This window comes from Proteus sp. NMG38-2, assembly GCF_020640995.1.
Classification (GTDB): Bacteria; Pseudomonadota; Gammaproteobacteria; order Enterobacterales; family Enterobacteriaceae; genus Proteus.
This window is the reverse complement of sequence record NZ_CP085481.1, coordinates 2,900,603-2,925,115: the sequence shown is the minus strand read 5'-3', so window position 1 is coordinate 2,925,115 and position 24,513 is coordinate 2,900,603. Positions and strand designations below refer to the sequence as shown.

Annotated in this window: 18 protein-coding genes; 14 read left to right on the top strand and 4 right to left on the bottom strand. The window is 38.5% G+C overall.

All coding sequences use genetic code 11. The features are described 5' to 3' along the window. Positions 1–102: 102 nt before the first annotated feature. Together LG402_RS13990 and mltF are read right to left on the bottom strand one after the other, a co-directional pair. A complete protein-coding gene (locus LG402_RS13990) occupies positions 103–651 on the bottom strand; it encodes a fimbrial protein (RefSeq protein WP_166540793.1) in 549 nt (182 codons plus the stop codon). 810 nt (positions 652–1,461) lie between these two features. Further along, positions 1,462–2,934 carry a membrane-bound lytic murein transglycosylase MltF gene (gene mltF, locus LG402_RS13985; protein WP_166540792.1) on the bottom strand — a complete coding sequence of 491 codons (1,473 nt, stop codon included), beginning with the start codon at positions 2,932–2,934 and terminating at the stop codon, positions 1,462–1,464. Positions 2,935–3,198: 264 nt separating this feature from the next. Here mltF and purL point away from each other — a divergent pair, with 264 nt between their 5' ends. From purL to LG402_RS13950, 7 genes are all read left to right on the top strand, one after another. Continuing rightward, positions 3,199–7,089 carry a phosphoribosylformylglycinamidine synthase gene (gene purL / locus LG402_RS13980; protein ID WP_227335769.1) on the top strand — a complete coding sequence of 1,297 codons (3,891 nt, stop codon included), beginning with the start codon at positions 3,199–3,201 and terminating at the stop codon, positions 7,087–7,089. Positions 7,090–7,778: 689 nt separating this feature from the next. Further along, entirely contained in the window at positions 7,779–9,227 is a 1,449-nt protein-coding gene (locus LG402_RS13975) for a sensor histidine kinase (RefSeq protein ID WP_162556961.1), read from the top strand. After that, positions 9,227–10,258: a two-component system QseEF-associated lipoprotein QseG gene (qseG, locus tag LG402_RS13970; RefSeq protein ID WP_227335768.1), complete on the top strand. Its 1,032-nt coding sequence runs from the start codon at positions 9,227–9,229 to the stop codon at positions 10,256–10,258. The genes LG402_RS13975 and qseG overlap by 1 nt, the downstream gene beginning before the upstream one ends. Positions 10,259–10,269: 11 nt before the next feature. Continuing rightward, positions 10,270–11,607 carry a two-component system response regulator GlrR gene (glrR, locus tag LG402_RS13965; protein WP_087803278.1) on the top strand — a complete coding sequence of 446 codons (1,338 nt, stop codon included), beginning with the start codon at positions 10,270–10,272 and terminating at the stop codon, positions 11,605–11,607. 73 nt (positions 11,608–11,680) lie between these two features. Then, complete coding sequence (locus LG402_RS13960; protein ID WP_166540790.1) at positions 11,681–13,297, top strand: NAD+ synthase; 1,617 nt, start codon at positions 11,681–11,683, stop codon at positions 13,295–13,297. Positions 13,298–13,312: 15 nt separating this feature from the next. Then, the gene (glnB, locus tag LG402_RS13955) at positions 13,313–13,651 is read left to right on the top strand and encodes a nitrogen regulatory protein P-II (RefSeq protein WP_109392985.1); all 339 of its coding nucleotides are present in this window, start codon (positions 13,313–13,315) and stop codon (positions 13,649–13,651) included. A 266-nt stretch (positions 13,652–13,917) separates the two neighbouring features. After that, positions 13,918–14,565 carry a hypothetical protein gene (locus tag LG402_RS13950; protein WP_166540789.1) on the top strand — a complete coding sequence of 216 codons (648 nt, stop codon included), beginning with the start codon at positions 13,918–13,920 and terminating at the stop codon, positions 14,563–14,565. A 106-nt stretch (positions 14,566–14,671) separates the two neighbouring features. Here the strand turns inward: LG402_RS13950 and hmpA are convergent, their stop codons facing one another. Then, positions 14,672–15,868 (bottom strand): NO-inducible flavohemoprotein, encoded by a 1,197-nt coding sequence (gene hmpA / locus LG402_RS13945; protein ID WP_166540788.1) that lies wholly within the window; start codon positions 15,866–15,868, stop codon positions 14,672–14,674. A gap of 366 nt (positions 15,869–16,234) precedes the next feature. Between hmpA and glyA the strand changes: the two genes are divergently transcribed. The 4 genes from glyA (at position 16,235) to LG402_RS13925 (ending at position 20,858) form a co-directional block, all read left to right on the top strand. Further along, positions 16,235–17,488 (top strand): serine hydroxymethyltransferase, encoded by a 1,254-nt coding sequence (gene glyA, locus LG402_RS13940; protein WP_164526493.1) that lies wholly within the window; start codon positions 16,235–16,237, stop codon positions 17,486–17,488. A gap of 92 nt (positions 17,489–17,580) precedes the next feature. Beyond that, complete coding sequence (locus LG402_RS13935; RefSeq protein WP_166540787.1) at positions 17,581–18,735, top strand: 3-phenylpropionate MFS transporter; 1,155 nt, start codon at positions 17,581–17,583, stop codon at positions 18,733–18,735. Between the two features lie 165 nt (positions 18,736–18,900). Continuing rightward, complete coding sequence (locus LG402_RS13930; protein ID WP_227335767.1) at positions 18,901–20,169, top strand: M24 family metallopeptidase; 1,269 nt, start codon at positions 18,901–18,903, stop codon at positions 20,167–20,169. Between the two features lie 26 nt (positions 20,170–20,195). Further along, complete coding sequence (locus LG402_RS13925; RefSeq protein WP_166540785.1) at positions 20,196–20,858, top strand: CerR family C-terminal domain-containing protein; 663 nt, start codon at positions 20,196–20,198, stop codon at positions 20,856–20,858. Positions 20,859–20,945: 87 nt separating this feature from the next. Here LG402_RS13925 and suhB read toward each other — a convergent pair whose 3' ends face one another. Next, complete coding sequence (gene suhB, locus LG402_RS13920; RefSeq protein WP_166540784.1) at positions 20,946–21,749, bottom strand: inositol-1-monophosphatase; 804 nt, start codon at positions 21,747–21,749, stop codon at positions 20,946–20,948. 124 nt (positions 21,750–21,873) lie between these two features. On the opposite strand from suhB, the gene trmJ reads away from it, so the two are divergent. From trmJ to LG402_RS13905, 3 genes are all read left to right on the top strand, one after another. Further along, on the top strand, positions 21,874–22,602 hold the full coding sequence (gene trmJ, locus LG402_RS13915; protein WP_166540921.1) for a tRNA (cytosine(32)/uridine(32)-2'-O)-methyltransferase TrmJ: 729 nt from the start codon (positions 21,874–21,876) through the stop codon (positions 22,600–22,602). A 131-nt stretch (positions 22,603–22,733) separates the two neighbouring features. Further along, the gene (iscR, locus tag LG402_RS13910; protein WP_006533450.1) at positions 22,734–23,228 is read left to right on the top strand and encodes a Fe-S cluster assembly transcriptional regulator IscR; all 495 of its coding nucleotides are present in this window, start codon (positions 22,734–22,736) and stop codon (positions 23,226–23,228) included. A gap of 68 nt (positions 23,229–23,296) precedes the next feature. Then, a complete protein-coding gene (locus LG402_RS13905; RefSeq protein WP_072068700.1) occupies positions 23,297–24,511 on the top strand; it encodes an IscS subfamily cysteine desulfurase in 1,215 nt (404 codons plus the stop codon). Positions 24,512–24,513 lie beyond the last annotated feature (2 nt).

Here is a 24,513-nt window from a genome sequence, read left to right as displayed (position 1 = left end):
TTTATTAAATTGAAGTGTTTTATCAAATTTAACGCAGAGGAAATCCTCTGCGTTAATGCAGTAATTAATTTATTATTTAATTAATTTAAATAAATAAAACGATTACTGATAATCAACTTGGAAGTTGATAACGGCTTGGAATTCACCCGGAGTTACAGCTGCGTCTGCTGATTCAGCTTGAACGTAAGCAACGAATGGAATTTTTGAAACACCATTAACTAATTGTACTGGCGTTGTTGCTGTATTCCATTTAACTGATTTGCTACCAGCATCCATTAAACCGATACCCGCACCAGAAGCTGAACCTGAAACGAAAGAAGCTAAATCTTTGTTTGTTGCATTAACAACGCTTGGTGTATAGCTAACAGTTGCTGTTTTTGCTACGGTAGTATCACAGTCTTGTAATTCGATATCTTTTTTAACGTTACCCGCTTTTTGCATATTTGCTAATGCAGATGTTGGGATTTCGCTGAAATCAACAATAACTGGACTTGAAGAAGCTGCTAATCCACAAGCTGAATTAACAATTTCACCTTTTAATTGAATTTCGCCTTTAGTTGCGCCAACTTTTGGTGTAGAAGTTTCAGCAGTTGCAACAGAATTAATACCAAATACTAAAGCAGCAGCTAAAGCAATTTTACTCAGTTTCATTATAGATAATCCCTTGAAGATCGTGCGTATTATTATTTATGAAAAAATAATATTAATGTCGGAATATAAAAATTGATTTGCATTATATTTCGAGTTGTTTCGAATAATGACTGGTTTATATGATATCAACAAAGGCATTCTATTTGATATAACGTTTTGTCAGTTTCCGCAAATTTCAGATTTAATCTGGCCTATTCCACATTAATAGAATTTTATATAGATTTATTCTTTTTATTACTCAATTTATGGGTAAAAAAGTTTATCAGGCAGATAAATTTAATAGACAATATAATTAACATTGTTTTAACTTTATAGAAATTGATATTATTAACATTACTTTAAGAAAATTAATAAAATCAATTATAGATTATCATAATACATACAATTCAAAGGGTTATATGTTAATAACGTAGATATTAGGTTAATTTTTATCGAAAAAAAAGTTTTCCAAAAAGAATAATCATAAAATGAACAATAACTAATGAGATAATTCCTACGTATTTAAGTTAATTTTTTCTTATATTTCACCTATTCTGATAGTCAAAAAAAGACTTGTTGGGCTATTTTTGATACATTTTACTCATCGAGTGAGTGATTTAACTAATGAGTGTTACCATTCATTAACACGATTTTTTTCCAACTTTGGTTAAATAAAGGTAGGGGAAAATGTAACAATTTTTAATATTAAGAAAATATTAAGGAGATATTGAGAGGGAAAAATCTGCTATGGGATATCAGGAATGGCAGGGTAAATGTGTTAAGCCTAGAATAAGCCTCTATAAAAGAGGCTGAACGGTATGTAGTACATCATTAATAACGAGATGATTCTTGCGTTAATGTTAATGATGATGTCTCTTGATCCGCACCTTCAGTGCTTTCTTTGTCTTTAGATAGGATCTTGTTTTTACTCTCTTTAGCTTGGAGATAGCCTACAAGGCTCAGTTGATATCGACGAATATTCTCAACGTAACGATAAGCTTCATGTCCTCTTGCGTAGCCATAAGGGAGGTCAACATAATATTTTTTCTGACTAAGTAGCGGTAATCTTGATTTCACATCTAACCAACTGTCAGGATCTGCGCCTTGTTGTTCGGTCAGCCTTCTGGCGTCAAGCATATGACCAAAGCCCATGTTGTAGGCGGCTAATGCAAACCAAATTTTCTCATCTTCAGGGATAGACTCAGGTAAACGAGAAAGAAGATGTTTAAGATATTGAGCACCACCACGAATACTTTCTTCAGGATCAAGCCTATCAGTGACTCCCATACTTGATGCTGTAGGGCGTGTTAGCATCATAAGCCCCCTAACGCCTGTTGGTGATGTTGCATGAGGATCCCAATGTGATTCTTGCCATGCCATTGCTGCTAATAATCGCCAATCAAAGGTATCCGCATATTTCTCAAAAAGAGGTTGATAGTTTGGCAAAATGGAATCAATTGCAGTAATAAAAGAGATAGTGTCGAAGTAATCAAATGAACCTACATGACCAAAATACTTTTCTTCTAATCGTGCTAATACATCTTCTTGAGATAATTGGTTAAAGTAATCTAGCATAGCGGCATACAAACTATTATCTTCACTATCAGGTAAATACCATGTCAGAGGACGACTTTCAGTGACTTCAAATCCTACGGCAACATTAGGGTGAATACGTTGTTGTACCGCAACACTGATTGAGTCGGCTAAAACATAGGTAATTTTACCTTCTGATAGCGCTTCAAGTAGTTGAGAGGTTGTTTGATTGTCTGATTCTTCCCACTCAAGCTCAGGGTATTGCGTTTCTTTTAGTGTACGCAATAAGCTTGCATGGGCTGATCCTGCTGTGACGACAAGGCGTCCATCTAAAGCATCAAAGCTACGTGGCCTTAATGTTCCTTTACGGTAAATTAATTGCTGAGACACTGAAAAGTAAGCAGGTCCACTACGTGTCGTATCTAATCTCTCTTTGTTGTAAAGTAATCCAGCTGCGATAAAGTCTGCTTTATTGTTCTCCAGATCATCAAACATTTGGTTGATATTTGTCCGCATATTAACGACAAGCTTCACGCCCAGATAATCAGCAAAGCGTTTCACTAATTCATAATCGAAACCTACGGGGTCCTTTTTATCGTTCATCGTTATCAATGGTGACGGCATCGTACTAATTCTTAACTCACCACGAGATAAAATCTTATTTATCTGCGCTTTTTGCCTATCGGGCCAAGTAATATTCAACGCAATAATTGCCGCTGAAAAGAGCGCTATGATAACGATAACGAAATAGTTTATCCTTATATTATTCAATAGGTTATTTCTCGTTAACGTTGTTTGTTGTTGTGTGTAAAGTCGTTATCTTAACATGGATAAATTTCCAGTAATCGAGCATTTTGCTTAACATATTGGTAATACGCAACTTGATTACACCAATTAATCATTAAAACACACTAAGTTAAATGCCGTTATTTTGTTCACGCAAACGGTTTCGTCTGAGCGGTTATTCTATTATACTAGGCGCGTTTCCCCTGAATGATTGATCAGGCTAGCTGCTAAAAGAGAGAACTCAATACTATGGAAATCCTGCGTGGCTCCCCCGCTTTATCCGCGTTTCGTATTAATAAATTACTCACTCAATGTCAGGAAAATGACCTTCCTGTACAAGGTATATATGCGGAATTTGTTCATTTCGCAAAAGTGGAAGGGCAGTTATCTGAAGATGACCAGATTAAATTAAGCCAATTATTACATTACGGGCCTTCATTAACAGAGCATGAGCCTGTTGGGGAAATGCGAGTGGTGACACCTCGCCCTGGAACGATTTCACCTTGGTCTTCTAAAGCAACAGATATTGCACATAACTGTGGTTTATCCAAGGTGGTCAGAATTGAACGTGGTATCGCTTACTTTATTGAAGGCGATACGATGACAGAAACTCAATGGCAACAGCTTTATGGTTTGATTCATGACCGAATGATGGAAACCATTTTCTTAAATCATCAAGATGTGAATGCACTGTTTGCAGAGCAAACGCCAGCACCATTAAAAACGATAGATGTGCTTGCTAAAGGTAAAGATGCGCTTGTTAAAGCAAACATTGAAATGGGATTAGCACTTGCTGATGATGAAGTTGATTATTTAGTCGATGCTTTTAATCGTTTAGCGCGTAATCCAACTGATGTTGAGCTTTATATGTTTGCACAAGCCAACTCTGAACATTGTCGCCATAAAATATTTAATGCAGATTGGATTATTGATGGCAAAGCGCAAGATAAGTCATTATTTAAAATGATTAAAAATACGTTTGAGCAAACTCCTGATTATGTCATGTCAGCATATAAAGATAATGCGGCTGTTATGGAAGGGTCGGTTGCTGGACGTTTTTATCCAGATGCTGAAAAAGGGCATTACCATTATCATCAAGAACCCGTACATATCTTGATGAAAGTAGAAACACACAACCACCCAACAGCGATTTCACCTTGGCCGGGAGCTGCAACAGGCTCTGGTGGTGAAATTCGAGATGAAGGTGCAACGGGGCGTGGTGCTAAGCCTAAAGCGGGTTTAGTAGGATTTTCAGTATCTAACCTGCGTATTCCAGGATTTGAACAGCCTTGGGAAGAAGATTTTGGCAAACCAGAGCGTATTGTTAATGCATTAGACATCATGACAGAAGGTCCACTGGGTGGTGCCGCATTTAATAACGAGTTCGGTCGTCCTGCATTACTAGGCTATTTCAGAACTTATGAAGAACAAGTTAATAGCCATAATGGTGTTGAAATTCGCGGTTATCATAAACCAATTATGCTAGCTGGTGGCATTGGTAATATTCGTGAAGACCATGTTCAAAAAGGGGAGATCACTGTTGGCGCTAAGTTGATCGTATTAGGTGGCCCATCTATGAACATCGGTCTGGGCGGCGGTGCGGCTTCTTCTATGACTTCAGGGCAATCTGATGCGGACTTAGATTTTGCTTCTGTTCAACGTGACAATCCAGAAATGGAGCGACGTTGCCAAGAAGTTATCGATCGTTGCTGGCAGTTGGGTGATGATAACCCTATCTTATTTATTCATGATGTAGGGGCTGGTGGTCTTTCTAATGCGATGCCTGAATTAGTCAATGATGGTGGTCGTGGTGGTCGTTTTGAACTGCGTGATGTTTTAAATGATGAGCCGGGGATGAGCCCACTTGAAATCTGGTGTAATGAATCTCAAGAACGTTATGTGTTGGCAGTATCACCAGAAAAAATGCCTCTGTTTGATGCGTTATGCCAACGTGAAAGAGCACCTTATGCTGTAATTGGTGAAGCAACGCAAGAGCGTGAATTAGTATTAAACGATACACACTTTGATAATAAACCCATTGATATGCCATTGGACATATTATTAGGTAAAGCGCCTAAAATGTTACGTGATGTGAAATCACAAAAAACAGAAGGTGAGTATCTAGATCGTAAAGATATTGATTTAAAAGATGCTGTTTATCGAGTGCTTCATTTACCTACCGTGGCAGAAAAAACCTTCTTAATTACCATTGGTGACCGCACTGTAACAGGCATGGTTGCTCGTGATCAAATGGTTGGTCCTTGGCAAATACCTGTTGCTAACTGTGCTGTTACCACAGCAACATTAGATAGCTATTATGGTGAGGCAATGTCGATTGGTGAACGGGCGCCTATCGCACTATTAGATTTTGCCGCATCTGCACGTATGTCTGTCGGCGAAGCGTTAACAAATATGGCTGGCTGTGATGTAGAAGCACTTAATCGCATTAAGCTTTCGGCTAATTGGATGTCGGCAGCGGGGCATCCTGGTGAAGATGCAGGTTTGTATGATGCAGTGAAAGCTATTGGTGAGGAGTTATGCCCAGAGTTAGGTATCACTATTCCTGTTGGTAAAGACTCTATGTCAATGAAAACACGTTGGCAGGATAAAGATGGAAAAAACAAAGAAGTTACCTCTCCGCTTTCTTTAGTTATTACTGCATTCTCTCGCGTTGAAGATGTACGTAAAACGGTAACGCCTGAATTATCTACACAATCAGGTAACCGTTTATATCTGATTGATCTGGGTAATGGACATAACGCATTAGGTGCGACAGCTTTAGCACAAGTTTATCGCCAGTTAGGTCAAAAAGCCGCAGACCTTCGTAATGTAGAACAGCTAAAACAATTCTTTAATGTGATGCAACAATTAGTCAATGAAGGCAAATTGTTGGCTTATCATGATCGCTCTGATGGCGGTTTATTTGTCACTCTTGCAGAAATGGCGTTTGCTGGTCACTGTGGGTTAAATGTTGATATTAGTGCTTATGATGAAGATATCTTAGCGGGACTCTTTAATGAGGAGCTAGGTGGCGTGATCCAAATTAGTGCTCAACATCAAGATGCAGTTGAATCATTATTTACCCAATGCGGTTTAGCCGATTGCTTACACTATTTAGGTCAAGCAACACAAGATGATGCCGTTGTAATTCAAAGTCGTGAAACTGAAGTTTATAATGAAAAACGCAGTACGCTACGTCTTTGGTGGGCTGAAACAACATGGCAAATGCAACGTTTACGCGATAACCCTGAGTGTGCTGATGAAGAACATCAGGCAAAACAGGACATCAATGATCCGGGGTTAAATGTACATTTAACCTTTGATCCAAGCGAAGATATTGCAGCTCCTTATATTGCAACAGGAAGCCGCCCTCGTATTGCTGTACTAAGAGAGCAAGGCGTTAACTCTCATGTTGAAATGGCGGCAGCTTTTGACCGAGCTGGTTTTGATGCCATTGACGTTCATATGAGTGATCTACATTCGTCACGACGTTCATTAAGTGATTTTGATGTGCTGGTGGCGTGCGGAGGATTCTCTTACGGTGACGTATTAGGTGCAGGTGAAGGTTGGGCTAAATCTATTCTATTTAATTCTCGTTTACGTGATGAATTTGCTCAATTCTTTGAACGCCAAGATACCTTATCGCTTGGTGTCTGTAATGGTTGTCAAATGATGTCAACATTATCTGAACTTATTCCGGGGGCGGATTTATGGCCTCGTTTTGTTCGCAACCGTTCTGAGCGTTTTGAAGCTCGCTTTAGTTTGGTCAAAGTGACAGAAAGCCCATCATTATTGCTACAAGGCATGGTGGGTTCACAAATGCCTATCGCTGTTTCTCATGGGGAAGGTTTTGCGGAATTTCGTCATGCTGAACAATTAGCACAATTAGAGGCACAAAATTTAGTGGGATTACGTTTTGTTGATAATTATGGTCAACCAACAGAACAATACCCATTAAATCCTAATGGTTCAGTAAAAGGGATCACGGCTGTTACAACAAAGGATGGACGTTCAACTATTATGATGCCTCATCCTGAGCGTGTATTTAGAACGGTCAGTAACTCTTGGCATCCTGATAACTGGGGTGAAGATAGCCCTTGGATGCGACTATTCCGTAATGCAAGGAAGCAGTTTGATTAATTAGAAGTAAATTATCTTAGTAGTAAATACATAAAGCCTCTACTTAGCGAGAGGCTTTATTGTATTGATAATAAAGGCATTATTTTTTATTGTATAAAAACAACGACACTTAGTCATTAGCTTGTCTCTTTTTGGCGACACTTAATTTATTGAAATATAAGCGTTTATAAAATATGGGGTAACTCTGTCTGGATATGGAGACAGCTTGGTTACTTTATAACTAGATAAAAGAGAGACATAATTAAAATATCATAGAGATATTTTTATTTATTGTTTGCTTTCAATTACTTAATGTTATCCTTGAAAAGTTGGCACGCGTTGTGCATTATATAAATCAGTTGCTCATTCAACTTTTTATGTCGGTCCACAATATGGGTGGGAACATACCACATAAGCCAGGAATGACGCCAGAGTAAGGTGCCTACCGTCCAACATCATGATACTCGTCTTCGGACCTTATCAAACACAGGGCGACACGTGGAGTGAGGCACCACCTTCATCCTCTTTTAGAGAGAAAAGAGATGAAATTTTGACGGGCGGAATATCTCAGTAAGATATTCCGCTCTCCCACTTCTAGAGCCTGTCATATTTTCTCGCTTGTGTTTGTTATCCTCACCTGATTTTCTAATGTCGGACTTTTTTCTTGTTATCAAGTCATGTAGCATCGCATTACTCTAATAGGTGTTGAGATGATTTCATTGAAAAAGTGGCGTATTTTTCCTCGTTCTTTAAGACAGCTCGTGATAATGGCATTTTGGATGGTGCTATTACCTTTACTTGTCCTTGCTTATCAAGCTTATCAAAGTCTCGATCAATTAAGTAATCAAGCAGCAATTACTAATAAAAATGCATTAGCTGATACTGAACGCAGTGAAGTTATGCGAAATTTAGCTATTGAGATGGAAGGAAACTATCGTCGTTATTGTGTTTTACGTGATAAGACTGATGATGATATGTACCAACAACGCTATCAGCAATACACCAAACTCTTCTCAACATTACAACAAACCATAATTCCACTTTCTTCATCTAAAGAAGCCGACGTGCTTAATTCTTCACTTGAAAAGCTAAAGTCTATTCAGTGTGAAAGCAGTGAACCTACGAAAGATATGCAACAAGCTCTTGAGCAGTTCTCTTATGCCAATAATCGTATAGTAATGCTAACAAAAGAGATTATCTTTAGCCGTGGCGAACAATTACAAATGGCAATTGCTGAGAAAGGACGTTATTTCGGCTGGCAAAGTCTTATTGTGTTCGTATTCAGTTTGATCCTCATCGCACTATTTACACGAATGATCATCGGCCCTGTTAAGGGAATTGAAAAGATGATCAATCGATTGGGAGAAGGGCGAACGCTTAGTAACAATTTGGATTCTTTTCAAGGGCCTAGAGAGCTTCGATCGTTAGCTCAACGTATTATTTGGTTAAGTGAACGATTAGCATGGCTTGAATCACAACGTCATGAGTTTTTACGTCATATTTCTCATGAGTTAAAAACGCCACTTGCTAGTATGCGAGAAGGTACAGAATTATTAGCTGATGAAGTTGCGGGTCCTTTAACGCTCGATCAAAAAGAAGTGGTTTCTATTCTTGATAATAGTAGTAAACAGTTACAGTTATTGATTGAACAACTACTTGATTATAATCGTAAACTTTCTGAGGTTCCTCAGCAAATTGAAGAGGTCGATTTAACTCATTTAGTGAATGATGTGGTATTAGCACACAGCTTACCTGCTAGAGCAAAAGAGATTAAAACGATAATTTCACTTAATCTGACAAAATGTCGAGCAGAAGCGACATTATTATCACGAGTTATCGACAATCTCTATTCGAATGCGGTGCACTATGGTGCTGAATCAGGTAATATCTGGATCTCTAGTTATCAAGTTGAACAGAAGATAGTGATTGATATAGCCAATAAAGGAACGCCTATCCCTGAATCTGAACAAAAAATGATTTTTGAGCCCTTTTTTCAAGGTTCTTTACTACGCAAAGGTGCTGTAAAAGGAAGTGGTTTAGGTTTAAGCATTGCTCATGACTGTATCAAAAGAATGGAAGGTGAATTAAGTGTTGTTCCTTCTGACTATGCCGATGTCTGTTTTCGTATTGAATTACCGCTACTTTCTGAGAATAAATAATGCAAATCAGGTCACAAATACAAGCATCTCCTCATCATGAGTATAAAAAAATAAATAAACAGATGCTTGGTATTGAACCGTTATCTATGGCTCCTGCATCAACTAGAAAGATCGCATTAAATTGGAAACAGTGTGTCTTGTTTATTATGCTTCCACTGGTTCTTTCGGGTTGTACACCAAAGTCGCTCACTGCGTCGTTAGAACCCGAGCCTGATGTACCCGTTGTTAAACAAAGAACAATTGATTACCGCTGGGCTGAATGTAAAACATTAAGCGCTTTTTATGATGAAGGCATTAATAATGCACTTTATTGGTTACGCACAATTGAATGTACGAATCGCATTATGACTACAGAAGCACAACGCCAAGCAAATAGTGTTGTCGTTACAGGTTGGGATGATGCATTTTATAAAAGCATTTTATTAGAGCGTGCTGGTATGACGATTGCTGATCGTCGAACACAATTAGTGTTACTAGAAAGCTATAAGCTACAATTTCCAAGTTCTATGCGTGTTTTATTATCAACATGGATTGAAAATCAAACACTCATCCTCTCTTTAGCAGAAGAAAAAAATCGTTATCGTCGTTTAACCACAGAAACAGATAATAGAATAGATACCCTAAGAAAAGAGAATAATGCATTACAGCATGAACTGAATATCACACTGAAGAAGCTTGAAAGCCTTACCCAAATTGAAAGGCAGTTATCGAATAGAAAACAAAGTGGCTCTGTTGATTCGTTATCACAAAATGAAGACTTAACGGAGAGTGTGGCAACCACATCCCCTGAAACAGAAAAGACAGTTGTTGAAAAGCCAGTCGTTGAAAAACCGACTGAAAAGTCTACTTCTACACATACACAATCGATAACAGAAAAAACAAAGGGTGAGGAAAAAACACCTTCTGCAACAGCGGTTAAACCCGAACCTTCAAAACCAGAATCTGCAAAACCTGAAGTGGTTAAACCTGAGCCTGTTAAAACTGAAATAGAAAAACAGGATGCTAAACCGACTGAAGCAGGATCTAAATAAGGAGAATGTGCATGGCTGGCCATAAATCAGCAAATCTTTTACTTGTCGATGACGATCCTGGGTTATTAAAGTTACTTGGTATGCGGTTAACAAGTGAAGGTTTTCATATCTTCACCGCTGAAAGTGGGCAAGAAGCACTAAAACTTCTCTTAAAAGAAAAAATAGACCTTGTTATTAGCGATCTGCGCATGGATGAAATGGATGGTATGGCATTGTTTGCTGAAATACAGCGCCAGCAACCCGGAATGCCAGTCATTATTCTAACTGCTCATGGCTCTATTCCTGATGCCGTTGCAGCAACACAACAAGGTGTATTTAGCTTTTTAACTAAACCCGTTGATCGAGATGCACTTTATAAGGCAATTGATGAAGCGCTGGAATTAGTGACCACGGTTTCAGATGAAGAGTGGTCAAAAGATATCGTGACGCGTAGCCCACAAATGCTACGTTTATTAGAGCAAGCAAAGTTAGTCGCACAATCTGATGTCAGTGTACTTATTAATGGCCAAAGTGGTACAGGTAAAGAAGTTCTTGCTCAAGCTATTCATCGTGCAAGTCCTAGAGCCAAAAAGCCTTTTATAGCCATTAACTGTGGCGCCTTACCAGAACAACTTTTAGAATCTGAACTATTCGGTCATGCGAAAGGTGCTTTTACAGGAGCTGTAAGTAGTCGTGAAGGTCTATTTCAGGCGGCTGAAGGCGGTACACTGTTTTTAGATGAAATTGGCGATATGCCAATGGCATTACAAGTTAAATTATTACGTGTTTTGCAAGAGCGAAAAGTTCGCCCATTAGGAAGCAACCGTGATATTGATATTGATGTCCGTATCCTTTCTGCCACACATCGTGATTTACCTAAAGCGATGGAGCGTAATGAATTCCGTGAAGATTTGTTCTATCGTTTAAATGTGGTGAATCTACGAATTCCTACATTAAGTGAGAGAGCTGAAGACATTCCTGTGCTTGCAAATCACCTATTACGCGAATCAGCTAAACGCCATAAGCCTTTTGTCCGAAGTTTTTCCACTGATGCGATGAAATGCTTGATGACAGCAAGTTGGCCCGGAAATGTGCGTCAATTAGTTAACGTGATTGAACAATGCGTCGCTTTAACGACAGCTCCAGTTATTAGTGAAGCTTTAGTGACACAAGCCTTACAGGGTGAAAATACCGCTTTACCCACATTTGCTGAAGCAAGAGGGCATTTTGAAATGACTTATTTGAGAAAGCTACTGCAAATGACGAAAGGCAACGTGACTCAAGCGGCACGCATGGCAGGACGCAATCGAACTGAGTTTTACAAATTGTTATCCCGTCATGAGCTAGATGCGAATGATTTTAAAGAATAACCTTTTCAGATAACGAATATATTTTTAAACTAGCTTTCTTTTAATGCGAAAGATAGCGGAGAGACTAATTTTTATGAGTCGTAAATTAAAACTCGCAATGGCTCAACTCAATTGGGTTGTTGGCGATATAGAAGGTAACTGTGAACGCATGTTATCTACCGTTAAAGCGCAAGAAGAGGCCGATTTGGTCATGTTTTCTGAGCTGGCGTTATGCGGTTACTCTCCTGAAGATCTGCTATTTCGTCCTGATTTCCAGCAACGCTGTGAAACACAACTTACGCGTTTAGAACAAGCAAGTAAAAAAACAGCAATTGTTGTTGGACATCCTTGGTGGCAAAACGGCAAAATTTATAACGCACTCTCATTTTTCTATAAAGGTGAGTTACAAGCACGTTATTTCAAACAACAATTACCTAATTACGGTGTGTTTGACGAAAAACGATATTTCCAACAAGGAAATGAACGTTGTGTTGTGCCATTTAAAGGTTACCACTTAGGTTTGTTAATTTGTGAGGATATCTGGATTAATGAGCCTATCGATGCATTAAAACAAGCAGGGGCAGATCTTGTTTTATCTATTAACGCCTCGCCATATAACCGTGAAAAACCCCATGTCCGTACACAGTTAATTAAAGAGCATTGTCAAAGAACGCATCTTCCAGTGATCTATCTTAATCAAATTGGCGGTCAAGATGAGCTGGTCTTTGATGGTTGTTCTAAAGTATTTGATGAAAGAGGCACGATCACTCATCGTTTAGCTGCATTTGATGAGCAAACCGCAGTTGTAGAGCTTGATGAATTAACGATTATCCCAATGGTAGATCCCGCACCAGAACTTTCACCTTTAGCGCAAGTGTATCAAGCATTAGTGCTTGCAACGCGTGATTATGTCACTAAAAACGGTTTTAAAGGGGCAATTCTCGGATTATCTGGAGGGATTGATTCTGGATTAACGGTTGCTATTGCTGCTGATGCATTAGGAAAAGAGAGTGTTCAAGCGGTTATGATGCCTTTTCGTTATACTTCTGAAATGAGTATTCATGATGCCAAAGAACAAGCAGATTTATTAGGTATCGAATTCGATACGGTATCTATTGAACCCATGTTTGATGCCTTTATGGCACAGTTAGCACCTATGTTTAAAGATACTGCCGCTGATACTACAGAAGAAAATCTACAGGCTCGCTGTCGCGCGGTGATCTTGATGGCGATGTCAAATAAACGTCGTCGTTTAGTGCTCACCACAAGCAATAAAAGTGAATCCGCTGTGGGATACTCCACATTGTATGGTGATATGGCGGGGGGCTTTGATGTGTTAAAAGATGTCCCTAAAACATTAGTTTTTGAACTATCTAAATATCGTAATACACTTTCACCGGCTATTCCTCAACGTGTGATTGATAGACCACCATCAGCAGAGTTAGCGCCGGGGCAAACTGACCAAGATAATTTACCACCTTATGACATTCTTGATGCTATTCTTGAAGGTTATGTTGAACAGGATAAATCTGTTTCTGATTTAGTTGCCGCTGGATTTGATGAAGCAACAGTCCGTAAAGTGATAAAATTAGTCGATATTAATGAATACAAGCGACGTCAAGCCCCTGTCGGGCCACGTATTACAAGTCGTAATTTTGGTAAAGATCGCAGATACCCAATAACAAGCGGTTTTGGTCGCCACAACTGGTAATAGCAGGATAATACGATGAAAAAAATTGAAGCGATAATTAAGCCGTTTAAGTTAGATGATGTAAGAGAAGCGCTTGGTGAAGTGGGTATCACTGGAATGACCGTAACTGAAGTGAAAGGTTTTGGTCGTCAAAAAGGGCATACTGAACTTTACCGTGGTGCGGAATACATGGTCGATTTTTTACCTAAAGTAAAAATTGAAATTGTTGTTGCTGACGAAATTGTTGAAACCTGTGTAGATACAATTATGACAACAGCACAAACAGGTAAAATTGGTGACGGTAAGATTTTTGTTTTTGATGTGAATCGTGTTATTCGTATTCGTACTGGAGAGCAAGACGAAGAAGCTATTTAATTATTGTTCAAACTTAAGCTAACTAGTTACATTATTTATTTTTATTAAAGCCTGATATTTTTTAATCAAAATATCGGGTTTTTTCATTTTCTTGCGCATAATTAATTTTTTTATGTTTTACCTAAAATGCTATTTATATCTTATGCAAGTCTATTGATGATTATTAACAATTTATTTTACTATTTTTTATAAATTCTAAGGCACAAAATGTTATTCAATAACTTTTAAGTAAAGCTATTATCATCGACATTAAAAATCATTAAGGTATGGGCAAAATAATGTTTAATTATTTATTAAAGCGTCTTGCTTTATTTTTATGTGCAGCAGTGTTAATCGCTATCACTACGGGATTTATATTTCTTGATATTTTTGTTTTTGATAATGGTATTTCAGAAACGTCAGTAACTGAATTAGGCCAAGAAACTATTGTCGCAATGATTTGCTTATTCTTTTTTGTTAAAGCCTATCAAGACAGTGAACAACGTGGAGCGTTCACTCTAATTATGGGCTTTTTCTTGTGTATTTTAATTCGTGAGTTAGATGGTGTTTTTGATCAGATTGCACACGGCTCTTGGGTTTGGTTTGCTCTAACGGTGACGTTTATTAGTATTGCTATTGCGATCAGAGAAGGTAAGAGAACATTAAAAGGCTTAATTCACTTTATTACTCATCCAAGCCATGGAATGTTAGTTGCAGGCCTATTATGTATTTTGTTGTTCTCTCGTCTATTTGGTATGGGAATATTATGGTCTAAATTATTAGGTGAGGATTATAACCGCACTGTTAAAAACATGGTGGAAGAGGGATCTGAATTATTTGGTTATACACTCTGTCTAATTAGTGTTATTTGGTACGGTTTTTCTGCTAAAGATCATGTTATTCCTGCTACGATTGAAAATAAATATCAACCATAAAAATAGTATGATCTAAATAACAAAAGCGCTGATAAATATGATGCTATCAGCGCTTTTTCATTATTCTATTTTAAAGCTTTGTTTTAATGGTTTGATTATTTATTGATTATAAATCTTGCATAATAACAGCATGAGGGCCAAAACATTCATAATGAAATTTTTCACGATTAATACCTAATTCAATAAGTTGTTTTGCAACAGACTGCATAAAAGGTAATGGTCCGCAAAAATAGAAATGCATATCAGGAATGCTTATCCAATCCTCAACTTGTTTTAATGTCATTAGACCTTCAAATTGATATTCTTGATTTTGTACATCTTCAGGTCGTGGTGTGCGATACCAAACTGCTTGTTGATAATGTGGAAGTTTACTACCGACTTGATGAACTTCACTTTTAAAGGCATGAACACCTCCATGTTCAGCAGCATGTAACCAATTAACATTGGCTTGATGAGCAGAAAGTGTGTGTAACATTGATAACATGGGGGTTAAACCCACACCCGCTGAAATTAATGTAACAGGTGTTGTTGGTGATACCTCTAAATAAAAATCCCCCCCTGGTGCGGCGACTTGTACAGTATCTCCTTCTTGAATATGGTCATGAAGAAAATTCGATAAAATACCTTTCTCTTCGCGTTTGACTGCGATGCGGTATGTTTTATTATTTGAAGATTGAGTTAATGAATATTGACGTATTTCTTGGTTTTCAAGACGTTCATCACGGATATAAAGACTTAAATATTGCCCAGCTTGATAAGGTGTAATATCAAGGCCGTCTTCAGGCGCTAATTCAAAGCTGGTAATAACATCACTTTGTTTTACTTTATGTGTGACTTTAAAAGCTCGTAATCCTCTCCAACCACCGCTTGTTTGTTCTTTTTGTTGATAAATTTGCTCTTCACGATTAATAAAAACATCTGCTAACACTTGATAAGCGGCGCCCCAAGCGTCTAACACTTCTTGTCCGGGATTAAACATTTCATCAATTGTAGCCAATAAATTCTCACCTACGATGGGATAATGCTCAGGAAGAATATTTAAACTGACGTGTTTTTGTGCGATTTTTTCAACTGCCGGTAAAATTGTAGGTAAATTTTCAATATTAATTGCATAAGCGCATATCGCATTAAATAAGGCTTCACGTTGAGCGCCACTACTTTGGTGACTCATGGTGAAGATATCTTTTAATTCAGGATGACGAGAGAACATTCGATCATAAAAATGTGCGGTTAATGCAGGGCCTGTTTTAGCAATAAGAGGAATTGTTGATTTAATTGTCGCGATAGTTTGTGCATCTAACATAATTGCTCCTGAAAAATTTTCAGTTTATTGTGAATTTTTATAAATTGCATTTTATATGCAACTTATCGCTTTTTGATTATTTTGTAAATAACTGTTTTTATTTTTTAACAAAAAATCTCAAATCTTAGAGAATGATGCGGGGTGTTTGCATAATAAGGCGAGATGTGCCTCAAAAAGAGGAATAAGCACAGGATAAAATGAGGTTGTTAAAAAGTAATAAGGTGCTGTTATAATTGAATGGCAAACGATTGCGTATTTTTTCATTAGGGGCTATCTCAATGAAGAAAAAGAGTTTACACTGTATGCCATTCTTTCTCCCGTATGGGAGTTTGTCTTTAGTGAAGTTAGCTGAGTCAGGAGATCTGAATGTTAAAACGTGAAATGAATATTGCTGATTACGATCCGGAATTATGGAATGCAATGGAAGGTGAAGTGACTCGTCAAGAAGAGCACATCGAACTTATTGCTTCTGAAAACTATACCAGTCCTCGTGTTATGCAGGCGCAAGGATCTCAGCTGACAAATAAATATGCTGAAGGCTATCCGGGTAAACGTTACTACGGTGGTTGTGAGTATGTGGATGTTGTAGAGCAACTGGCAATCGATCGTGCAAAAGCATTATTTGGTGCTGACTATGCTAACGTACAGCCTCACTCAGGTTCACAAGCGAATGCGGCTGTTTATATGGCATTGTTAAAACCGGGTGATACTGTTTTAGGTATGAACTTAGCACAAGGCGGTCACTTGACTCATGGTTCACCAGTTAACTTCTCTGGTAAACTATATAATATCGTACCTTATGGTATTGATGAATCAGGTAAAATTGATTACGAAGATATCGCTATTCAAGCTAAAAAACATCAACCAAAAATGATTATTGGTGGTTTCTCTGCCTATTCTGGTTTGGTTGATTGGGCAAAAATGCGTGAAATTGCAGATAGCATTGGTGCCTACCTGTTTGTTGATATGGCGCACGTTGCAGGTATGATTGCTGCGGGTGTTTATCCTAACCCAGTTCCTCATGCACATGTTGTTACAACAACAACGCATAAAACATTAGCTGGCCCACGTGGTGGCCTTATCCTTGCTAAAGGCGGAGATGAAGAGTTCTACAAAAAACTGAACTCAGCAGTGTTCCCTGGCTCTCAAGGTGGCCCTTTAATGCACGTTATCGCGGGTAAAGCGGTTGCATTAAAAGAAGCTATGGAACCTGAATTTAAAGTTTATCAGCAACAAGTTGCTAAAAACGCGAAAGCAATGGTAGACGTTTTCTTAGAACGCGGTTATAAAGTAGTGTCTGGCGGAACTGAAAACCACCTGTTTTTATTAGACTTAGTTGATAAAGATATTACAGGTAAAGATGCAGATGCAGCGCTCGGTCGTGCAAATATCACTGTTAACAAAAACAGTGTACCAAATGATCCACGTAGCCCATTTGTCACTTCTGGTGTTCGTATCGGTTCTCCTGCAATTACACGTCGTGGTTTTAAAGAAGCGGAAGCTCGTGAATTAGCCGGTTGGATGTGTGATGTCCTTGATAATATCAATGATGAAGCGAACATTGAAAAAGTGAAACAAAAAGTCTTGGATATCTGCGCTAAATTTCCAGTTTACGCATAAGTTTGTAACGATATAATAAAACCCGTTGTACAAGCCCGCTTCGAGAACTTGTTCTTGGCGGGTTTTTTTGCATCTTAAAAATGGGGGATTGGATGGTTATTCCATCAACACTGTGGCTTGCCTTAGATTATTTTACGTATTTTTTCTCATACGGTATCTTTTTACCTTTTTGGTCAATATGGCTAAAAGGAGAGGGTGTCGATCCTGCGATGATAGGTCTGTTATTAGGTGTAGGTTTAACTGCACGTTTTGTCGGTAGCCTTATCTTAACGCCTGCAGTAAAAGATCCATCAAAACTTATCACAGCATTACGACTATTCGCCTTTCTCTCATTACTCTTTACTGTTGCATTTATGATGGGCAGCCATTGGGCATGGCTATTCTTTGTGATGACTGGATTTAACGTATTCTTTTCACCTATGGTACCTTTAGGGGATTCCTTGGCTGGAACTTGGCAAAAACAGTTCCCCTTTGATTATGGAAAAATCCGTGTTTGGGGCTCTATTGCTTTTATTATTAGTTCATCATTGTTGGGGATTTTAATTGATGCTTTTGGGCATCCCATCATTCTTTATGGGTTGATTGCCAGTACCCTTGCATTATTTCTTACATCGATGCTTCGTCCTAAAGTCATGCCTCAAGGAAAGGTCAAAAAAGCAAAACAGAGTAATGTGTCTTTTATGAAACTCATTTCTGATGGGCCTGTTTGGCGCTTTTTGTTATGTGTTTCTCTACTACAAGGCGCACATGCAGCCTATTATGGTTTTAGCGCGCTTTATTGGGAAAAGGCTGGGTATGACACTGCAACAATTGGCTATCTTTGGTCATTAGGTGTGGTTTCTGAAGTTATCGTTTTTATGCTCAGTCACCGTTTATTCCGCCGGTGGAGTGCAAGAGATCTACTGCTACTTTCTGCTTTTGCAGGGCTTTTACGTTGGGGATTAATGGGAAGTTTTACCGCATTACCCGCACTTATTGTCGTTCAAATCTTACATAGTGGTACGTTCACAGTATGTCATTTAGCTGCAATGCGTTTTATTAGCGCCCGCCAAGAACACGAAATTATTCGTCTGCAAGCAGTGTATTCCGCTTTAGCAATGGGAGGAAGTATAGCCATTATGACGATTATATCGGGCTGGCTATATGAAAAACTCCCAAATCAAGAATCGTTGATCTTTTGGTTAATGGCAGCATTAACGATCCCAGCGATGTTTATCAGACCCAAAGTACAACCTCAAAATACCTAATTCTTTTATTTCATAAAAATTAAGATCTGTAATGTTTCTGATATTGCAGATCTTTTTTTTCTCCTTTTAAAAGCGCATTTTTTGATCAAAAGAATAATTGACCATTTCAAATATTAGGTTTAAATTTAATTCATTCAAATGAATTAATGCAGAGAGAGTATTATTATGAACAATAAATCGGTGATCCCAGCGAGTTTTTCTTTACAAGAAAGAGACAGGCGCTGGCAATTAGCTAGAGATATTATGAAAGATAATCAGTTAGATACATTGATTATCTATGGTGATAGAGAATCCGCAGCACCTGCACCATTTTGTATTGATCACTATTTTACAAATGATCGACTAGGCTCAGTTGTTATTTTTCATGAAGATAAAAAACCCTTAATTGCCACTTTTGCTCCAATGATGATCGCTGATCATATGCAGGCAAAATTACGCGGTGATTTGCAATGGATAGATGAAGATAATCTTGTTGTAGGAAAAACAGGGCGTAATATTGCTCAATTTCTGAAAGAAATGGGTGTACAGCAAAATGCACATATTGGTGTTATTGGTTTAGAGCCTTATCCTCCATTCTATTTTGATGGTGCAATGCCATTTAATACTCTAAACGGTATTAAAGATGCATTCCCTCATGCGAAATTTAGCTGTGTGTATCGAGATTTCTTTAAGCGCGCATCGGTTAAAAGTGAAGAAGAACTGACACATGTAAGATATGCAGCCGCTATTGGTGAAGCAATGAGTGAAGCAATGCGAGTCACCACTAGACCTGGAGCGACAGAAGCCGATCTTGCTGCCGCCATTACTGCAACTTGCTTATCAAGAGGTGGATTTACGGCTGAAATTCTAATGGGATCAGGTTCTGAATATATCGGTTGGGGGCCCCCAGCTTGGCAATATCGTTCACAAGCACCTCGTGAAATTCAAATTGGTGATATTGTGTTATCAGAAATTTTTGCTTTATATGGAATGTATGAAACACAACATCAGGCTGCTGTTGCCGTAGGTAAAATTCACGAAAACTTAGAAAAAGCCGCTTTGGTTGCTCGTGAATGCTATGAAATAGGTGTTGAACATTTAAAGGCGGGGATTACTTTTGGTGAAGTGGTTGATTTAATGGAAAAACCATTATTAAAATCAGGAGGATGGCATGTGCATCCACTTATCCATAGTATCAATCCATACGGACCTATTGGGTTTGGTACTGCTCCAGGTATCGAATCATTGCCATTAGCGAGTCGCTATAAACAAATTGAACGATTACCAAATCCGGGACGAGAGCTTGTATTACAAGAAGGCATGACGTTTGCGTTTGAGCCTAACTGTGGCTTCGGTCATCACTTATGTAACTTAGGTGGTACGGTTGTTGTTGGTAAAAGTAAAGGGATTGAGTTAAATTCAAACTCAACACAATTAATGCGTGCTGATCTATAAGCCAAATATAAAATAGTTAACAAATAATGAAAAACACCAGTAAAACCGCGATAAGTACAGAACAGACTCAAGAAAAGTTAATACAAGAAGGGATTAAACTTTTTGCGCTACATGGAATTAGCGGGTTGAGAACGCGACAACTTGCGCAGGATGCTGGTGTTAATCAGTCAGCAATTCCTTATCATTTTGGTGGGAAACTTGGCGTGTATACTGCTGTTATTCAATATATTGCGACAGAATTAGCCTCAGAAATTCATTTTGACCAATTTGATAATAAACTTCAGCGTATATTAAAAGAAGATAAACTTAATTATGAATTATTTGCTGAGTTAATTCCTTTATTGATGACGGGATTAGCGCGAGCGTTATTAGCACCAGAGCGCCATTATTATAGTCAATTGATTTTACGGGAACAGTTAGAACCGACTGAAAATTATGAATTAATTTATCATAATCTCATAGAACCTTTTCATATAAGACTTTCCCATCTTATTGAATTAATAGATAAAGATTGCGATAAATTAACCACTACTATTCGTGCTCATGCGATGATTGGGCAAATACTAGGATTTGTGATAGCCCGAAAAGCATTTTTATTACGTATTGATAAGCAAGAAATAACATCGCAATTACTGGACAAGATAGCGCTAGAAATCAGCAAATTATCAGTAAATGCATTATTAATATAATAAGAAATGGATAGGTGAGAAAAAAGGCCATTACATTTCAGTGATGGCCTTTTTCGTTATATTTTTATCGTTATTTGTACTGACAAATTAACGTTTTAACGCATCTGTGAGTTCGCTACGAATTTCAGCTAATAATGCTCTAACAACACGAGGGTTACCAGCAACAATGTTACCTGTTTGGAGATAGCCATGATTACCAGTAAAGTCAGAAACGATAGCACCTGCTTCACGAGCAATTAACTCACCACCTAAGAAATCCCAAGGTTTTAAGCCAATTTCAAAGAAGCCATCAACACGGCCAGCGGCAACATAAGCTAAATCTAATGCAGCTGAACCTGTACGACGGAAATCAGCACAAGGAACAAACAGTTTACTTAACATGTTCATATAAGCGGCTGAATGTTGTTTGCTTTTGAATGGGAAACCAGTTGCAAGAACAGCACCATCTAAATCACGGGCATTAGAGCCACGCAGACGATAACCATTTAATTGAGCGCCTTGACCACGAACGGCTGAGAATAATTCGTTACGCATAGGATCATAAACAACAGCCACTTCAGTACGGCCTTTAATGCGTACAGCAATAGAAACAGAGAAGTGTGGAAGACGTTTAATGAAGTTAGTCGTGCCATCAAGTGGATCAATAACCCATTGTATGTCGTGATCTTCACCGAGTAACTCGCCACTTTCTTCCGTAATAATGGTGTGTTTTGGATAAGATTTACGGATGATTTCAATGATTGCTTGTTCTGCGTCACGGTCAACGTTAGTGACAAAATCATTGGTACCTTTCTGATTAGTTTCTACAGATTCAGGATTTTCGTAATTTTTGGCGATTAAATTACCAGCCTTACGTGCGGCACGTATGGCAATATTCAGCATCGGATGCATGGTTATCTTCCACAAGATGTTAAAGAACGGGGATAAAAAACGTGCGAGAGTATAACAGGCATTCGTGTTTCTGGCTACATTTGTGATAAAATAGATGGATCACAAAGCAATTAACAAGAAATCAATGTTAGAAAATATTCGCATCATCCTTGTAGAGACCTCACATACAGGCAATATGGGCTCTACAGCTCGAGCTATGAAAACCATGGGATTGACCAACCTTTATTTTGTTAATCCGAAAGAAAAACCAGATTCACACTCTATTGCCCTATCAGCAGGTGCAAGTGATGTTATTGGCAATGCACGTATTGTTAATAGTATCGATGAAGCGATTGAAGGTTGTGGTTTAGTGATTGGAACAAGTGCTCGCAGTCGTACGCTTTCTTGGCCCATGCTTGCTCCCCGTGAATGTGGTGAGCGTTGTGTTATGGAAGCTAAAAATAAGCCAGTTGCGGTTATTTTTGGTCGTGAACGCACAGGTTTAACCAATGAAGAATTACAAAAATGTGACTTTCATCTATATGTTCCGACTAATCCAGAATATGGTTCTTTAAATTTAGCGATGGCAGTTCAGCTTGTTTGTTATGAAATTCGTATGGCAGCACTTGCCCAAGAAGAAAAACAAGAGGAAAATAACCCATCAGAGATTGATTATCCACCAGCAGATGATATTGAACGTTTTTATGTTCACTTAGAACAGGTGCTTAACGAGTCTGGCTTTATTCGCCCTAAACATCCAGGACAGGTCATGAGCCGTTTACGTCGTCTATTTACGCGTGCACGCCCAGAAACACAAGAGCTCCATATCTTACGTGGTATTCTAACGTCAGTTGAGAAATGGGCTAAGAAATAGAGGGCAAAGTTGATTAACTTAAGTCAATTTTGGGCTGAGTATAATACTTGACTAAAACACTCGGATAAATAGTTGACTAAATTACTCGGGAATGACACAATTTGATTATTGTTCACCACGGAGTATTTGTTATGAGACTGACATCAAAAGGGCGTTACGCAGTTACTGCAATGCTTGATGTTGCATTGCATTCACAGCAAGGCCCTGTTCCCCTCGCCGATATTTCAGAGCGTCAAGGGATTTCCCTTTCTTATCTTGAGCAGCTTTTCTCGCGTTTGCGTAAAAATGAATTAGTTGCAAGTGTTCGTGGTCCTGGCGGCGGCTATTTATTAGGCCGTGATGCTGGGCAAATTTTTGTTGCTCAAGTTATTTCTGCGGTTGATGAATCTGTCGATGCTACCCGCTGTCAGGGTAACAAAGAAGGTTGTCAAGGTGGCGATCGTTGCTTGACTCATACTTTGTGGCGTGATTTAAGTGATCGTATAACCAGTTTCCTAAGCAGTATCAGCCTTGAAGAGTTAGTGAATAACGAAGAGGTTATGGATGTCGCCGATCGTCAAGACAATGAAAAACGCCATGCTATCAATGGTCGTTTACAAGAAACCATTGTTAATATGCGAGTTTAACGGCGATCTCTAGGTAGGCAAAAACAAAATTATTAAAGAAGATCCGTCGTCTTTGGAGTTAGTGAGCAATGAAATTACCCATTTATCTAGATTATTCAGCAACCACTCCTGTTGATCCACGAGTTGCTGAAAAAATGATGCAATGCCTAACTATTGATGGCATTTTTGGTAACCCAGCCTCTCGTTCACATCGTTTTGGTTGGCAAGCAGAAGAAGCTATTGATATTGCACGTAATCAGATTGCTGATTTAATCGGTGCTGATCCTCGTGAAATTGTATTCACATCAGGTGCAACTGAAGCTGATAACCTCGCACTAAAAGGTGTTGCTAACTTTTACCAGAAAAAAGGTAAGCACATCATCACTTCAAAAACCGAACATAAAGCGATTTTAGATACTTGTCGCCAACTTGAGCGTGAAGGTTTTGAAGTCACTTATTTAGCACCAAAAAGTGATGGTCTGATTGACCTGAAAGAACTTGAAGAAGCAATGCGTGAAGACACTATTTTAGTTTCTATCATGCATGTAAATAACGAAATTGGTGTTGTACAAGATATTGCTGCTATCGGTGAACTATGCCGTAGCAAAGGGATTATTTACCACGTAGATGCAACGCAAAGCGTTGGTAAGTTACCTATTGATCTTTCTAAGTTAAAAGTTGATTTACTTTCTCTTTCTGCGCATAAAGTTTACGGTCCTATGGGGATCGGTGCACTTTATGTTCGCCGTAAACCACGCATTCGTTTAGAAGCACAAATGCATGGCGGTGGACATGAACGTGGTATGCGTTCAGGTACATTAGCCGTTCACCAAATTGTAGGTATGGGCGAAGCTTACCGTATTTTGAAAGAAGAAATGGCTGATGAAACTAAACGCTTAAACGAATTACGTTTACGTTTATGGAATGGCATTAAAGATATTGAAGAAGTTTATATCAACGGTTCTTTAGAACACACTGCGCCAAATATTCTTAATGTAAGTTTCAACTATGTTGAAGGTGAATCATTAATGATGGCACTGAAAGATCTTGCTGTTTCTTCAGGCTCTGCCTGTACTTCAGCAAGTTTAGAACCTTCTTATGTACTGCGTGCTTTAGGGTTAACTGATGAACTTGCACACAGTTCTATTCGCTTCTCTCTGGGTCGTTTCACAACAGAAGAAGAAATAGATTATGCAATTAAACAAATCCACAGTGCTATTGGTCGCCTACGTGATCTTTCGCCTCTTTGGGATATGCATAAACAAGGTGTTGATATCAACAGTATCGAATGGTCTCACCATTAATC